Annotated in this window: 10 protein-coding genes; 4 read left to right on the forward strand and 6 right to left on the reverse strand. The window is 72.9% G+C overall.

What is annotated here, in order from left to right:
- Positions 1 to 840 (reverse strand): cation diffusion facilitator family transporter (locus GUY61_RS22785; protein ID WP_166632094.1); only part of this gene is annotated, 840 nt, incomplete at its 3' end.
- 161 nt (positions 841 to 1,001) lie between these two features.
- Entirely contained in the window at positions 1,002 to 2,039 is a 1,038-nt protein-coding gene (gene sph / locus GUY61_RS22790; protein WP_166632095.1) for a sphingomyelin phosphodiesterase, read from the reverse strand.
- A 272-nt stretch (positions 2,040 to 2,311) separates the two neighbouring features.
- Here sph and GUY61_RS22795 point away from each other — a divergent pair, with 272 nt between their 5' ends.
- The gene (locus tag GUY61_RS22795) at positions 2,312 to 4,282 is read left to right on the forward strand and encodes a Xaa-Pro dipeptidyl-peptidase (protein WP_166632096.1); all 1,971 of its coding nucleotides are present in this window, start codon (positions 2,312 to 2,314) and stop codon (positions 4,280 to 4,282) included.
- 16 nt (positions 4,283 to 4,298) lie between these two features.
- On the opposite strand, the gene GUY61_RS22800 is transcribed toward GUY61_RS22795, so the two are convergent.
- Positions 4,299 to 5,282: an FAD-dependent oxidoreductase gene (locus tag GUY61_RS22800; protein ID WP_166632097.1), complete on the reverse strand. Its 984-nt coding sequence runs from the start codon at positions 5,280 to 5,282 to the stop codon at positions 4,299 to 4,301.
- Between the two features lie 454 nt (positions 5,283 to 5,736).
- On the opposite strand from GUY61_RS22800, the gene GUY61_RS41600 reads away from it, so the two are divergent.
- Both GUY61_RS41600 and GUY61_RS22810 read left to right on the forward strand, forming a co-directional pair.
- Entirely contained in the window at positions 5,737 to 9,168 is a 3,432-nt protein-coding gene (locus GUY61_RS41600) for a phosphocholine-specific phospholipase C (protein WP_166632098.1), read from the forward strand.
- A 120-nt stretch (positions 9,169 to 9,288) separates the two neighbouring features.
- Positions 9,289 to 10,929: an ABC-F family ATP-binding cassette domain-containing protein gene (locus GUY61_RS22810; RefSeq protein WP_166632099.1), complete on the forward strand. Its 1,641-nt coding sequence runs from the start codon at positions 9,289 to 9,291 to the stop codon at positions 10,927 to 10,929.
- Between the two features lie 97 nt (positions 10,930 to 11,026).
- Here GUY61_RS22810 and GUY61_RS22815 read toward each other — a convergent pair whose 3' ends face one another.
- The 3 genes from GUY61_RS22815 to GUY61_RS22820 all read right to left on the reverse strand — a co-directional run bounded on the left by GUY61_RS22815 (position 11,027) and on the right by GUY61_RS22820 (position 14,692).
- Complete coding sequence (locus GUY61_RS22815) at positions 11,027 to 13,399, reverse strand: Tex family protein (protein ID WP_166632101.1); 2,373 nt, start codon at positions 13,397 to 13,399, stop codon at positions 11,027 to 11,029.
- A gap of 183 nt (positions 13,400 to 13,582) precedes the next feature.
- Entirely contained in the window at positions 13,583 to 13,717 is a 135-nt protein-coding gene (locus GUY61_RS41255; RefSeq protein ID WP_279576838.1) for an LPFR motif small protein, read from the reverse strand.
- 108 nt (positions 13,718 to 13,825) lie between these two features.
- Positions 13,826 to 14,692 (reverse strand): SCO6745 family protein, encoded by an 867-nt coding sequence (locus tag GUY61_RS22820; protein WP_166632100.1) that lies wholly within the window; start codon positions 14,690 to 14,692, stop codon positions 13,826 to 13,828.
- A 111-nt stretch (positions 14,693 to 14,803) separates the two neighbouring features.
- Between GUY61_RS22820 and GUY61_RS22825 the strand changes: the two genes are divergently transcribed.
- On the forward strand, positions 14,804 to 15,055 hold a 252-nt coding region (locus GUY61_RS22825; protein ID WP_208106336.1), incomplete at its 3' end, for a DJ-1/PfpI family protein.

The raw sequence follows: 15,055 nt of genomic DNA on the forward strand, positions 1-15,055 counted from the left end.
GCCCCGCACCCCGTCGACCCCGCCCAGAGCGGCCTCCGCCGAATCGACCAGGGCCGGGTCCACGGCGTCCATCAGCCGCCGCCACACCTCGCGGCCCGCGCCACGCAGCACGACGGCGATGGCCGCCGTGATGGCCAGACCGACGACCGGGTCGGCGAGCCGCCAGCCGAGCGCCGCGCCGCCCGCGCCCAGGAGCACGGCGAGGGAGGTGAACCCGTCGGTGCGGGCGTGCAGTCCGTCGGCGACCAGGGCGGCCGAGCCGATTCTGCGCCCGGTGCGGATGCGGGCCCGCGCAACCCACTCGTTGCCCGCGAAGCCGACCAGCCCCGCCGCGGCCACGGCCGGCAACTGCACGACGTCCTGCGGATCCAGGAGCCGCCGCAGGGACTCGTAGCCCGCGAAGACGGCCGACGCCGCGATCACCAGCACCACGAAGACACCCGCGAGGTCCTCGGCCCGTCCGAACCCGTAGGTGTAGCGGCGGGTCGCGGCACGGCGGCCGAGCACGAAGGCCACGGCGAGCGGCAGCGCGGTCAGCGCGTCGGCCGCGTTGTGCACGGTGTCCCCGAGCAGCGCCACCGAACCGGACACGGCCGCGATCGCGGCCTGCACGAGGGTGGTCGCCGCGAGGACGGCCAGCGAGAACCAGAGGGTCCGCAGGCCTTCCGCGGAGCCCTCCAGCGCGGCGTCCACCTTGTCGGCGGGCTCGTGACTGTGCGGGGTGAAGGCGTGCCGGAGACGATGCCGCAGACCGTGCCCCACGTCCCCCCGGCGATGCACGTGGTGGTGCACGCGGCGGTGTGCCTCGTGGTGCCCGTGGTGGTGTCCGTGACCCGTCATGGACACCACCGTGGCACACGGACTCCCTTGCAGCCACTGCCGAAAAGCGCTTCCTGACCAGCTGCGACGCGCTCGCAACTGCTTCCCGTCAGGACCTGCGCGGCACTCGGCCGGCGTGCCCGGGAGCCGGGGCGGGCCGGGCGCCCGCCGGGCCCGCCCCGCTACCGCGCGCTCGCCACGACCGGGTAGTGGTCGCTGAGGTTGGTGAACGTGTAGCTGGTGCCCCAGCTCGTCACCGTCCAGGGTGCGCTCTGCTCCTTGACGACCTCGTTGGTCCAGCCGGAGGGCCTCGCGTGCCCGGCACGGTGCAGCACGTAGTCCAGGTCCTCGCGCGGGTCGTCCGGGTAGCGGTCGTGCGCGACCGAGTTCTCCTGAGTGTCGAAGGAGTACGGATGCCCGGTGCGGGAGTCCGCGTCCGCCAGCCCGGCGTCCGCGAGCACGGAGGCGTACTCCGCGGTCCGCGAGTCCACGTTGAAGTCACCCGCCACGACGACCTGTTCCCCCGCCGGGATGTTCTTGGCGTCGAGGAAGGCGTCCATGGCCCTGAACTGCCGCGACCGCGTCTCGGCGGCCTCACCGCTGTCGCAGCCCGGGTCGGTCGACTGGGCGTGGGTGCCGACCACGTGCACCCTGCTGCCGTTCACGTCGAGGACGGTGTACACGAAGCCCTTGTTGGACCACCAGTCGGAGCCGCAGGCGTCCTTGTAGACGTACTGCTCCTTGCGGAGGATCGGCCACTTGCTGAGCACGGTCACCCCGCCGTCCTCCAGGGCGACCGCCGAGTAGGCGCCGGCGGTCGCGTCCCAGCCGGACTTGCTGCGGCCCAGCACCGGTGTCTGGTACGGGTATTCGGCCGACGCGTCGGCCTTCAGCGCGTTGGAGGAGGAGTTGTCGAACGCCTCCTGGAGCACCACGACGTCGTTGCCGCGGAAGAAGGAGGTCCGCGGAATCTCCGAGGCCCTGTGGTCCTGGCCCCAGTTGGGGTACAGCGTCTTGCTGAACAGGAACGCGTTGTACGTCAGCACCTTCAGCCGGGGGGTGTCGGCGGCGGATGCCCCGGGCGCGGTCGCGGTGAGGGCGGCTGCGGCGAGCACGGTGGCGACCGCGGCGCCGGTGATGCGGCGGCCGCGTATGCCGCGCGTGGAGTGGTGCACAGGATCTCCCGTCGATGGGTGGGGGTGGGAAGACTGGCGCCGCATATCCAAGCAGCCCGGATTACCTCCAGGTAACCTTCGTGCGCCGGGGAGTTGGCCGCGCGGCGATCATTTCCGGCCGCCCGGTCCGTGGCCGCGGCGCGCGGGCGGCCTCCCGGGCGCCCCGGCACCCCCTCACGCGCAATCCCCCTCACGTGGACCCTCTTCACGCGGCACGCCCCGTCCCTCGCACGCCCCGTCCCTCGGCACGGCCGTCACCCGCATGCGCGGAGTGCCCTCTTTTTCCAGGGGCATTGGCGGCGGTAGCGTCCGGGGGCATGCCAATTCGTGCGCGGGTCAACCGCATGCAGTGGAGAACGCTCGTGCCGGCGGCCGTGGCCGCCATGATGGCCGTCCTGCTCCCACCGGCCGTCGCCGAGGCCGGAACGCCCAGGGAGAGTACGCCGGTCTACTCGTACGCCGACGCCGTACGCGAGGCCGTCTGGGTCGACACCGGACTCGACTCCGACCGCGACGGCGAGGGCGACCGGGTCGCCGTCGACATCGTCCGCCCGAAGGAACCGGCGCGACAGGGCCGCAAGATCCCCGTCATCATGGACGCCAGCCCGTACTACTCCTGCTGCGGGCGCGGAAACGAGAGCCAGAGGAAGACGTACGACGCCGGCGGCAACGTTGTCCAGGCGCCGCTCTTCTACGACAACTACTTCGTCCCCCGCGGATACGCCATGGTCCTCGTCGACCTCGCCGGCACCAGCCGCTCCGACGGCTGCGTCGACGTCGGCGGCCGCTCCGACATCCTCTCCGCCAAGGCCGTCGTCGACTGGCTGAACGGCAGAGCGCGCGGCTACACCACCCGCGACGGCGGCACCAGGGCACGCGCCGGATGGGCCAACGGCGACGTCGGCATGATCGGCAAGAGCTGGGACGGGACCATCGCCAACGGAGTCGCCGCCACCGGCGTCGAGGGACTGAAGACCATCGTCCCCATCAGCGCCATCTCCTCCTGGTACGACTACTACTTCGCCGAGGGCGCCCCGCTCTACGACGGCGGCCCGGACGAACTCGCCGACCACGTGGAGAGCCCCGGGGCCCGCGCTCACTGCGCCGCCGTCCAGCGCGAACTCGCCGAGGGCTCCCCGCGCAGCGGCGACTGGACGCCGCTGTGGGACGAGCGCGACTACGTCAGGGACGCCGCCCGGGTCCGCGCCAGCGTCTTCCTCGTCCACGGCATGCAGGACCTCAACGTCCGTACCAAGCACTTCGGCCAGTGGTGGGACGCGCTCGCGAAGCGGGGCGTGGAGCGCAAGATCTGGCTCTCCCAGACCGGACACGTGGACCCGTTCGACTTCCGCCGCGCCGCATGGGTCAGGACCCTGCACCGCTGGTTCGACCACGAACTCCTCGGCTACGACAACGGCATCGACCGCGAGCCCATGGCCGACATCGAGCGCGCCCCCGACCGGTGGACCACCGACCGGGTCTGGCCGCCCCGCGGCACCGCACCGACCGTGCTGCGGCCGCGCGCCACGGACACGGCGGGCGTCGGCACCCTCGGCCTCCGGCCGGTCCGGCCCGGCAGCACGGAGAGCTTCACCGACGACCCGGCACTGAGCGAGACCGACTGGGCCGCCACCGTCGACGTCTCCACTCCCGCCAAGGCCGGCTTCACCAGCGCGGCGCTGAGCAGGCCCCTGCGCCTGTCGGGCGGCGGCAAGGTCACCGTCACCGCGACACCCACGACGGCCGGCGCCCATCTCTCCGCGGTCCTCGTCGATCTCGGCCCCGACACCATCCGCGACTACGCCGCCTCGGGCGAGGGCATCACCACCCTCGCCGAACGCAGCTGCTGGGGCGCCAGTACGCCGGGCGACAGCGCCTGCTTCCGGGAGACCAGGGCGCGCACCGCCGACGTCGACTACACCGTCTTCGGCAGGGGCTGGGCGGACCTGGGCAACTACGCGTCCGAGCGGACCGGACGCCCGCTGACACCCGGTCAGAAGTACACGATCACAATCGACCTGGGTGCGAGCGACCATGTCGTACCGGCGGGGCACAGGCTCGCGCTGATCGTCGCGGGCACCGACGCGGGGCTCATCGAACCGCCGGACACCAGGCCCACGCTCACCCTCGACCTCGCCCGCACCTCCGCGCGGCTCCCGGTCGTCGGCGGAGCGAAGGCCTTCGCCCGCGCCACGGTCGGCGGCGTGCGTGAGGCGCCGTTCGAGCCACGACTCGAAGGCGTGGCCGACCCGGACCCCAGCCGGCTCGTTCCCGGCCGGCGAAACTGATCCGGGGCGCCGCCCGTCACCCGCCGCGGACCGCGCCGGCTCCGGCCGTTCCCGCGCGCACCAGACGGGCGGCGTCGGCCGCACACCCCCAGGCGACGGTGACCCCCGCGCCCCCGTGGCCGTAGTTGTGCACCAGCAGCCCGCCGTCCGCGAGGCGCTCCGCCTCGATGCGTACGCCCCGCGGACGGACCGGGCGGAGCCCCACGCGATGCTCCAGCACCTTGGCGTCCGCAAGTTCGGGGCGGACCGCGGCACAGCGGGCGATGATCGCCTCGGCCGTCCCGGGATCGGGCTCGGCGGACCAGGAGCCCTCCTCCGCCGTCCCGCCGAGCACCACACCGAACGGCTGCGGGAAGAAGTACACCGACTCCGCGGCATCGTGACCGGCCGCCACGAACCACTCCTCGATCCCCGGGTTCTCCACGGTCACCAACTGGCCCCGCACCGGAACCATCCCGGGATCGGGCACCAGCGTCCGCGCGCCGAGCCCCGTGCAGTTGACCACCGTCCGCGCACCTGTCCCCGTGAGCGCGCCGGCCTCCCGCACCTCCACGACTCCGCCCGCCGCCTCCAGCCGGCGCCGCAGGTACGCGAGATGGACCGGCATGTCGATCAGCGGAAGCCGGGCCCGCAGTCCGGTGCCGTACCCCGGGGGCAACTCCTCCGCGCGCGCTTCCCGCAGCCCCGGCACCCGGCGTCCCCACGACCCGAGACCGGCCAGCGAGGTGTCCGCCGTGATGCCCGGCACCAGCCGCACACCGGTGCCCGCCGGGTCCTCGGCCAGCCGCCCGTAGACGTCGAGCGAGGCCAGCGACCACTCGCCGACCCGCGCCTCCGGCTCAATGCGGTACGGCCACCACAGCGCGCCCGCCACCGCCGAGGTCGTGTCCGAGGCCGGGTCGCGCGTCCACAGCCGGACCCGGGCCCCGTCCTCCGCCAGGACGACGGCCGTGGTCAGACCGATCACCCCGCCACCCACCACCACGACATCCGTGACCATGACAAGGACGCTACCCGCCCCCGGTGCCCGGTGGAATGAGCGATGTGCCACACCAGGGGCCGCTGGGGGACGTCGTCAGCCCGACCGGGCTCCGCTGCCGCCAACATCTCCGGCCTCCCCGACGGACGGCGGCGCACCCCAACCCGTGGCACTACCACCCTTCCCGCGTCGTCGTGCCGGGTTCGCCGAGCCAAGACGCAATCGGCGGGCAACCGGTCAGGAGCCCACCCGGGCGGACTCGACCAGCCTGAACGCCGTCGCGAGGGCGGCGGCCGGGCCGCCGGCCGGCGCGCGGGGCGCCGCTGCTCCACGGTCGCGTGACCGCCGTTCTGCGCAGCGTCTGCCGACCGACCGTGCGACCGGCGCGAACGCCGGATTCTTCCGCGTGAACAGTGGGCGAAGCCCTGTTGCGGAGGGTTCTTGGCCGCCGTGTCGGAGCCATAGCCTCCGCACCATGTCCGACACCTCCCGCCGCAGGGTCCTCGGCGCTCTCGCCGGTGGCACCGCGCTGTCCCTCCTGCCCCCCTCGCTCCTCAGAGCCATGGCCGCGCCGATGCCGCGCGGCGGCATGAACGCGATCGAGCACGTCATCGTGCTGATGCAAGAGAACCGTTCCTTCGACAACTACTTCGGCACCCTCAAGGGTGTGCGCGGCTTCGGTGACCGCACCCCCCTGCGCCTGCCCGGCGGCGCCGACGTCTTCAAGCAGCCGCGGGCCGGCGGCGACGTCCTTCCCTTCTCGGCCCGCCGGGCGGCGGTCGACGCGGGCCGCCCGGAGAGCGACATCCAGTACCTGGGCTCGCTGCCGCACGGCTTCCCGGACGGAGTCCAGGCATGGGCGAACGGCTGGTGGGACGACTGGATCGCCGCCAAGGGGCAGAGCACCATGGCCTTCTACGACCGGCGGGACATACCCCTGCAGTACGAACTGGCCGACCGCTTCACCATCTGCGACTCCTACTTCTGCTCCGTGTACGGCTCGACCAACCCCAACCGCAACTACCTGTGGACCGGTACCACGGGCTTCGAGCCGGGCGGCGTGAACAGAGCCGTCACCAACGCCGCCTACTCCTACAGCCACGCCGGATACGACTGGACCACCTACCCCGAGCGCCTGGAGACGGCCGGGATCCCGTGGCAGATCTACCAGGAGTGGGACAACTTCACCGACAACGCGGTCGAGTACTTCCGGCCGTGGAAGCAGATCGGCCGGAAGATCCTCTCCAAGGTCGGCGGACAGTACTCCACCACCGAGCAGTTCTACGACAGCCTCTGGGGCAAGACCTCCGCGCAGCGGCAGGAGGCCCTCGCCCAGTTCCAGCAGGGCGTGGACTCCCTGACCGAGGCCGAGCGCCGCCTCTTCCTGCGCGGCGCCTACCGCTCCGAGCCGGACACCCTGATCCCCCGGCTGACGGCGGACATCAAGAACGGCACGCTGCCCAGAGTGAGTTGGGTGGTACCCACGGCGGCGCTCTCCGAGCACCCCGGGTCCTCCACCCCGGTCGGCAGCGCCAACCTCGTCTACGACCTGCTCGACGCCCTCGCGAGCGACCCCGAGACCTGGTCGAAGACGGTTCTGTTCATCAACTTCGACGAGAACGACGGCTACTTCGACCACGTGCCCGCCCCGGTCGCGCCCAAGCCCGACTCCGGCAACAGCGACGACTGGTTCAACGGCCGCCCGGTCGGCCCCGGCCCGCGCGTGCCGATGACGGTCGTCTCGCCGTGGACGGTGGGCGGCTTCGTCTCCTCCGAGGCGTTCGACCACACCTCCGTGATCCGCTTCCTGGAGCAGTGGACCGGGGTCCGGGAGCCCAACATCAGCGCCTGGCGCCGCAGCGTCTTCGGCGACCTCACCTCCGTCTTCGACTTCCACCGCACCCATCCGCAGCCCGAGGTGGAGCAGCCCGGCCCGGTACCGGCGCCGGTCGGCCGCTGGAACCCCCTTCCGCCGAAGGAGCAGGCGCTCCCGGAGCAGGAGGCGGGCACCCGCCCCACCCGCGCCCTGCCGTACCGCCTGTCGCTGCGTGCCGACGTCACCGGCGGCCGGGTCCGGCTGCGGCTCGGCAACACCGGCACAGCGGCCGCCACGGTCACCGCGTACCCCGGCGACGGCGGCGAGCCGCGGACCTGGACGGTCGCCGCGGGCAAGAGCACCGTGGACACGGTCGCCCACGGGTCCGACGGCTACGACCTTCAGGTGCGAGGTCCCGGCTGGTCGACGTGGGAACTGCGCGGCGCCGGCGCCGGGGCCGAGGCATACCTGGTCGAGCAGGCCGGGTCGGGCCGGGTCATGGTCCACTGCGCCAATCCCTCCTCGACGACCCGGACGCTCCTCGTCGGCGAGTCGGTCTACCCGCGCGCCGTCGGCGACCACGTCCGGACCGTCACCCTTGCGCCCGGACAGGAGCGGATCGTGCCGGTCCGTCTCTCCCGCCACGGCTGGTACGACATCGTCGTGGTCGACAAGCGCGACCCGGGCTTTCTGCGCCGTATGACCGGCCGCCTGGCCGACGGCAAGCAGGGTGTCACCGACCCGGCCACCGGCATGCTCCCGGCGCTGGGCGCCTCGGTCACCCTGCCCGAGCCGCTGCCGCCCCTGGACACCCCGCTCGCCCAGGGCAGCCCGGCCGAGGTCGTCGTCACCCTGACGAACCGGAGCGCGGCCGAACTGGATCGCCTCACGGCCACCCTGCTCGTCCCCTCCGGCTGGACGGTCGAGCGGTCCGGGCCGGCGCCGCGGGCACTGGCCGCCGGGAAATCCGCCGACGTCCGCTTCACGGTCACACCGGCCGCCGACGCCACCGTCGGGAGCCTGATCGTGGCCGCGCACGCCGACGGCGACGGTCTGCTGAAGATCGCCGACGCGCGCGTGCGGACCAAGGTCGCCGCCGCGATGAGCGTGGCCCTGACCGGTCCGTCGGCCTCGCCGAAGACCGACGGTACGGTGCTCTCCCCGGGCAAACCGCTCACCGTGACCGCGACCGTCACCAACGCCGGCAGCGCCCCGCTCACCGGTCTGGCGGGCACGCTCGCCCTGCCGGACGGCTGGACCGCCACCCCGGCCCATGCGCCGGCCACGGTTCCGGCCCGCTCGTCCGCCGCACTCACCTGGGACGTCGTCGCGCCCGCGTCGGCCGCCCGTACCTCCGCCACCGTCAAGGCCACCGTCACCGCGAGCCTGGGCGGCCGGACCAAGGAGCAGACCGCGTCGCTGACCGCCGAGGTCGGCCCCGTCATGACCGGTTACCTGCTCGCCGAGGACTTCGAGTCCGTCGCCCCGTCGCTGGCGACCGCCGTCGACCTCAGCCGCCCCGGCCTGCTGGGCTGGACGCGGACCACGCCCGAGGGCTGGACGGTCACCAACGCGCCGACGATGCCGCAGGGCACCACGGAACTGCAGGGCTGGTCCTTCCTCTCCAAGCAGTTCTGGTTCCCGGCCGGGCAGGAGCGGTCGGCCTTCGGCCGGGGCCTCGGGATCGTCGCCGTCGCCGACTCCGACGACTGGGACGACACCGGCAACCCGGCGAGCCGCGGACGGTTCGACTCGACGCTGACCACTCCCGCAGTCGCCGTCCCGCCGGGCACCTCGACCCTCCACCTGGGCTTCGACTCCCACTACCGACAGGAGAGCCCGCAGGAGGCCGAGGTCACGGTCGAGTTCGACTCCGGCCGGGCAGACCGTGTGCTGCACTATTCCAGCGAGACCTCGGGGAACACCAACAGCGGCCAGGACCAGCAGAACCGCCTGGTCAGCCTCTCCTTCGCGGTCCCGTCCGGAGCGACGTCGGTCAAGGTGCACTTCCGGCTCCACAACGCGGGGAACAACTGGTTCTGGGCGATCGACAACGTCCGCCTCGGCACCAGCCCGATCACCGACGCGTGAATCGCACGCCCGCGCGGGGAGCCGACCGGCCCCGCGCGGGCCCGCCGGGGTCGGGGCGACGGCTGGGCTTCCTGGTGCCGTACGACCGGCCGGACCGCTCTGGCTAGGATCTGCTTCCTGATGACTGCCACTCTCGTCGCCAAGGATCTCGCCGCAGGACACGGCGACCGCTCGCTGTTCTCCGGGCTCGACCTCGTCGTCGCCCCAGGAGACGTGATCGGCCTCGTCGGCGCCAACGGCGCCGGCAAGTCCACCCTGCTCCGGCTGCTGGCGGGCCTCGACACCCCCGAGGGCGGCGAGCTGAGGCTCTCCCCGCCCACCGCCGCCGTCGGACACCTGCCCCAGGAACCGGAGCGGCGGGAGGGCGAGACCGTACGTGCCTTCCTCGCCCGGCGCACCGGTGTCGCCGCGGCGCAGCTCGCGCTGGACGCGGCCACCGAGGCCCTCGTCGAGGGCGCGCCCGGCGCGGACGACGCCTACGCCGACGCCCTGGAGCGCTGGCTCGCCCTCGGCGGCGCCGACCTCGACGAGCGCGCCGATGAGGTCACCGGCTCCCTCGGCCTCGGCGTCGGCCTCGACCAGCGGATGACAGCGCTGTCCGGCGGGCAGGCCGCCCGCGCCGGCCTCGCCTCGCTGCTCCTCTCGCGCTACGACGTCTTCCTGCTCGACGAGCCCACCAACGACCTCGACCTGGACGGCCTGGAACGGCTCGAGGCCTTCGTCACCGGGCTGCGCGCGGGCACAGTCGTGGTCAGCCACGACCGCGAGTTCCTCGCCCGCACGGTCACCAAGGTGCTCGAACTCGACCTCGCGCAGCAGCAGATCAACCTCTACGGCGGTGGCTACGACGCCTACCTGGAGGAGCGGGCCACAGCGCGCAGGCACGCGCGCGAGGACTTCGAGGAGTACGCCGACAAGCGGTCCGCCCTCGAATCCCGCGCCCGGATGCAGCGCTCCTGGATGGACAAGGGCGTCAAGAACGCCCGGCGCAAGGCGGGCAACGACAACGACAAGATCGGCCGCAAGTTCCGCAGCGAGGCGAGCGAGAAGCAGGCCGCGAAGGCCCGCCAGACGCAGCGGATGATCGAACGGCTGGAGACGGTCGAGGAGCCGCGCAAGGAGTGGGAACTGCACATGGAGATCGCGGCCGCGCCGCGCTCCGGCGCGGTCGTGGCCACCCTGCGCGGGGCCGAGATCCGCCGTGGGCCCTACACCTTCGGGCCCGTCGACCTCCAGATCGACTGGGCCGACCGGGTCGCCGTCACCGGAGCCAACGGCTCGGGCAAGTCCACCCTGCTGGCCGCCCTCCTCGGCCGGGTGGCCCTGGACGCGGGGCACGCCGCCCTCGGCTCCGGCGTCGTCGTCGGTGAGGTCGACCAGGCCCGCGCCCTCTTCCACGGCCCCGAGACCCTCCTCGACGCGTTCCGCGCGGCGGTCCCCGACACCGAACCCGCCGACATCCGCACCCTGCTGGCCAAGTTCGGTCTCAAGAGCGCCCACGTACTGCGTCCGGCGGCCACCCTCTCCCCGGGCGAACGCACCCGCGCCGCCCTCGCCCTGCTCCAGGGCCGCGGCGTCAACCTCCTCGTCCTCGACGAGCCCACCAACCACCTCGACCTGCCGGCCATCGAGCAGCTGGAGTCGGCCCTCGACACCTACGAGGGCACACTGCTGCTGGTCACCCACGACCGCCGCATGCTGGACACGGTCCACGTCACCCGCCGCATCGAGGTCGCCGACGGCAAACTGACGGAACACTGACGGGCAGCAGGCCCCGGGAGGCCGGAGGGGGAGGCCGGACGTGAAGTCCGGCCGCCCCCTCGGGCTCAGTGCCCCCCGTCCTCAGCGGTGCCTCGTCTCAGCGGCGCTTCGGGTCGAGCAGGCCCGCCTTGCGCAGGGCGTCCGCCATCGCGCTGTTGGCAGGGGCCGGGGCCGCGGAGCGGGCGGCACCCCCGCGGCCGCCGCCGCGCTGCTGCGGTGCCCGGCCGCGCCGGTCGCCGCCGGCGCGGTCCTGGCGCTCCCGGCGCCCACCGGCGGGGGCGCCGGCGCCCGCGGGAACGGCCTCGTCCTCCAGGCGGAGCGTCAGCGAGATCCGCTTGCGCGGGATGTCGACGTCGAGCACCTTCACCTTGACGATGTCGCCCGGCTTCACCACGTCACGCGGGTCCTTCACGAACGTCCTGGACATGGCGGAGACATGCACGAGCCCGTCCTGGTGGACACCGACGTCCACGAACGCGCCGAAGGCGGCGACGTTGGTCACGACCCCTTCGAGCACCATGCCGGGGGACAGGTCGGAGATCTTCTCCACGCCCTCCTTGAAGGTGGCCGTCTTGAAGGCGGGACGCGGGTCGCGGCCCGGCTTCTCCAGTTCTCTGAGGATGTCCGTGACCGTCGGCAGACCGAAGGAGTCGTTGACGAACTCCTTGGGACTCAGGGAGCGCAGCACCGCCGTGTTGCCGATGAGCGACTTCACGTCCGTACCGGCGGACTTCACCATCGTCCGTACCACCGGGTACGCCTCCGGGTGCACGCTCGACGCGTCCAGCGGATCCTCGCCGTCGCGGATGCGCAGGAAGCCCGCGCACTGCTCGTACGCCTTCGGGCCGAGCCTCTGTACCTCTTTGAGGGCCTTGCGGGAGCGGAAGGGGCCGTTGGCGTCGCGGTGGGCGACGATGTTCTCCGCCAGGCCGGAGCCGATGCCGGAGACCCGGGCGAGGAGTGGGGCGGACGCCGTGTTGACGTCCACGCCGACACCGTTCACACAGTCCTCGACCACGGCGTCCAGCGAGCGGGACAGCTTCAGCTCGGACAGGTCGTGCTGGTACTGACCGACGCCGATGGACTTCGGGTCGATCTTCACCAGCTCGGCGAGCGGGTCCTGCAGCCGCCGCGCGATCGACACGGCCCCGCGCAGCGAGACGTCCAGGCCGGGCAGCTCCTGCGAGGCGAACGCGGATGCGGAGTACACCGAGGCGCCGGCCTCCGACACCATCACCTTCGTGAGCTTCAGCTCCGGGTGCTTGGCGCACAGCTCGTCCGCGAGCTTGTCGGTCTCCCGGGACGCGGTGCCGTTTCCGATGGCGATCAGCTCGACCGCGTGCTCCTTCGCGAGCCGGGCCAGCTTGGCCAGCGACTCGTCCCAGCGGTTCTGCGGGACGTGCGGATAGATCGTGTCGGTGGCGACGACCTTTCCGGTCGCGTCGACGACGGCAACCTTCACGCCCGTGCGGAAACCGGGGTCCAGGCCCAGCGTGGCCCGCGTCCCCGCCGGGGCGGCCAGCAGCAGGTCGCGCAGGTTCGCCGCGAAGACCCGGACGGCCTCGTCCTCGGCGGCCGTACGCAGCCGCAGCCGCAGGTCGAGCCCGAGGTGCACCAGGATCCGGGTCCGCCAGGCCCAGCGCACCGTGTCGGCCAGCCACTTGTCAGCGGGCCGCCCGCGGTTGGCGATCCCGAAGCGGGAGGCGACGATCGCCTCGTACGAACTGGCGGCCCCCGGCTCCTCGGCGGGCTCCTCGGGCTCCAGGACGAGATCGAGGACCTCCTCCTTCTCACCGCGCAGCATCGCCAGCACGCGGTGTGAGGGCAGCTCCGTGAACGGCTCGGCGAAGTCGAAGTAGTCGGCGAACTTGGCGCCCGCCTCCTCCTTGCCCTCGCGTACCTTCGCGGCCAGCCTTCCCCTCACCCACATCCGTTCGCGCAGCTCGCCGATGAGGTCGGCGTCCTCGGAGAACCTCTCGGTCAGGATCGCCCTGGCCCCTTCGAGGGCGGCGGCCGGGTCGGCGACGCCCCTGTCCGCGTCGACGAAGGCGGCCGCGGCGGCGAGCGGCTCCACGCCCGGGTCGGCCAGCAGGCCCTCGGCAAGCGGTTCCAGGCCCGCCTCGCGCGCGATCTGCGCCTTCGTCCGGCGCTTCGGCTTGAACGGCAGGTAGATGTCCTCCAGCCGCGCCTTGGTTTCGGCGGCCAGGATCCGCGCCTCCAAGGCCTCGTCCAGCTTGCCCTGCTCCCGCACCGATTCGAGGATCGCCGTGCGCCGCTCCTCCAGCTCGCGCAGATAGCGCAGCCGCTCCTCGAGCGTGCGCAGCTGCGCGTCGTCGAGCATTTCGGTGGCTTCCTTGCGGTAGCGCGCGATGAACGGAACGGTCGAGCCGCCGTCCAGCAGCTCCACCGCGGCCTTCACCTGCCGCTCGCGCACGCCGAGCTCTTCGGCGATCCTGCCCTCAATCGACATGGACGTCGTCACGATCCCGTACCGCCTTCTCGATGACACATGAGGCTGGCAATTGTGGCAGGCGGGACGGACGAAGAAGGCCCGGACCCGGCACACGTCGGTGCCGGGTCCGGGCTCAGCCACTTCGGCGTCCGCCGCCACCCTGCCGGGGAGAGGGGCGGCAGCACGCCCGCGGCGGGCGGGTCAGACCCGCCGGGTACGGCGCGAGCCGCCCGCGGCGCCGCCGAACAGGCGGGCCAGCAGTCGGAAGGGCAGGGTGACCACGGTGGCGATCGCCCCTCCGACCGTGCGGAGGGCGTCCGCGATGGCGCGGAACATGTGGCATCTCTCCTTCACCGGGGTACACCGCCCCGTTGCCGCGGCCCCGCCGCGCAAACTCCTTCGGCCACCGCCGGCGGCGGCCCGGCCGGTGCCTTCGCCCGGTTCTCAGCCCTTGCCGAAGGCCGAGGCGGGGAAGGCGCCCGCCTCCAGGGCCGCCGCAGCGAAAGCGCCGGCGAGTTCGGTGAGCCGGAGCGTGCCCTCGGCGCCGAGGTGTTCGTACGGCGCGCTGTCCAGCGCGTCGGTGCGCTCCTCCAGCTCCTTGCGGAGGGACACGCCCTCCTCGGTCAACTCGCCCCGCTCGTCGAGCAGTCCGCGCTCGCGCAGCCGGTCCTCGGCCCCCGACCAGTCGGCGGGGGTCCAGCCGCGGCTGGCCCGGACCCACTTCGGGGTCATGCCGCGGCCGCTGGCGCTGTGGGTCACCAGGGCCTCGAGAGCGCCGAGCCCTGCCTGCTGGAGCACCATGATGTGGCCGTCGCCGCGGTGTTCGCGCAGCAGGGTCGCGGCGTGCCAGAAGGCGAGGTGCGGCTCGTCGGGCACGGGAAGATCGGCGTGGGCGGCGTACAGGGGGCGGCCGGGCCGGGCGCAGGCCTCGGCGGCGCGCAGCGCCAGCTCCGCGGCCTCCGCCATCTCAGGGGAGGCGAGGGCCTTCTCGCCGAGCAGCCTGCGCAGCGTGGAGCCGGCGGCCCGGAGCCGGGCGTCCAGGACCTGGTCGGGTGTCACGACCGACCAGATGCGGGGCAGGTGCCGGGAGACGAGCCCGTACGAGAAGTTGTAGAAGGTGGCCGTGACCGTGCCGGGGCCCACGGCTCCCATTGCTGCGGAGCGTCCGGCGAAGTAGGCGGCGTTCGGGTCCTTGACGCCGAGGCCGGCCAGCGCCTCGGTGAAGTCGGGCGAGAAGTACAGCGTGGAGTGCAACGGGTTGACCGCGGCGTGGCAGTGGCGGCCCGCCCGCGGCGGCAGTGTCGTCGTCATGGACGCAGGTTACCGACTGGTTAGTATGGTGCACAGTAGTCCGGCCGTGATGGCAGGATAGGTGGGATTCTCGTCATTGCGGCCATGCCCGCCCCCCTCGACGATGAGGACATGACGAAGCGAGCCGTGCTGATCGTGCTCTTCGAGGGCGTGCAGAGTCTGGACGTGACGGGCCCTCTCGAGGTCTTCGCGGGCGCGGCCGTTGCCGCGGGGGAACGCGACGCCTACCGCATCAGCACCGCCTCCCTCGACGGCGGCCCCGTCCGCACCCACAGCGGCCTGCTGATCACCCCGGACCGGTCGCTCGACGACGCGATGACGAGCGGCCCGGCCGCGGAGGGCGCGGCTTCGCAGGACTCGGTC

The sequence above is a fragment of the Streptomyces sp. GC420 genome (genome assembly GCF_009916105.1).
GTDB lineage: Bacteria > Actinomycetota > Actinomycetes > Streptomycetales > Streptomycetaceae > Streptomyces.

Coding starts and splice junctions, on each gene's coding strand:
- sph (WP_166632095.1), bottom strand. CDS start 2,039: ATGCGGCGCCAGTCTTCCCACCCCCACCCATCGACGGGAGATCCTGTG.
- GUY61_RS22795 (WP_166632096.1), top strand. CDS start 2,312: ATGCCAATTCGTGCGCGGGTCAACCGCATGCAGTGGAGAACGCTCGTG.
- GUY61_RS22800 (WP_166632097.1), bottom strand. CDS start 5,282: ATGGTCACGGATGTCGTGGTGGTGGGTGGCGGGGTGATCGGTCTGACC.
- GUY61_RS41600 (WP_166632098.1), top strand. CDS start 5,737: ATGTCCGACACCTCCCGCCGCAGGGTCCTCGGCGCTCTCGCCGGTGGC.
- GUY61_RS22810 (WP_166632099.1), top strand. CDS start 9,289: ATGACTGCCACTCTCGTCGCCAAGGATCTCGCCGCAGGACACGGCGAC.
- GUY61_RS22815 (WP_166632101.1), bottom strand. CDS start 13,399: ATGTCGATTGAGGGCAGGATCGCCGAAGAGCTCGGCGTGCGCGAGCGG.
- GUY61_RS41255 (WP_279576838.1), bottom strand. CDS start 13,717: ATGTTCCGCGCCATCGCGGACGCCCTCCGCACGGTCGGAGGGGCGATC.
- GUY61_RS22820 (WP_166632100.1), bottom strand. CDS start 14,692: ATGACGACGACACTGCCGCCGCGGGCGGGCCGCCACTGCCACGCCGCG.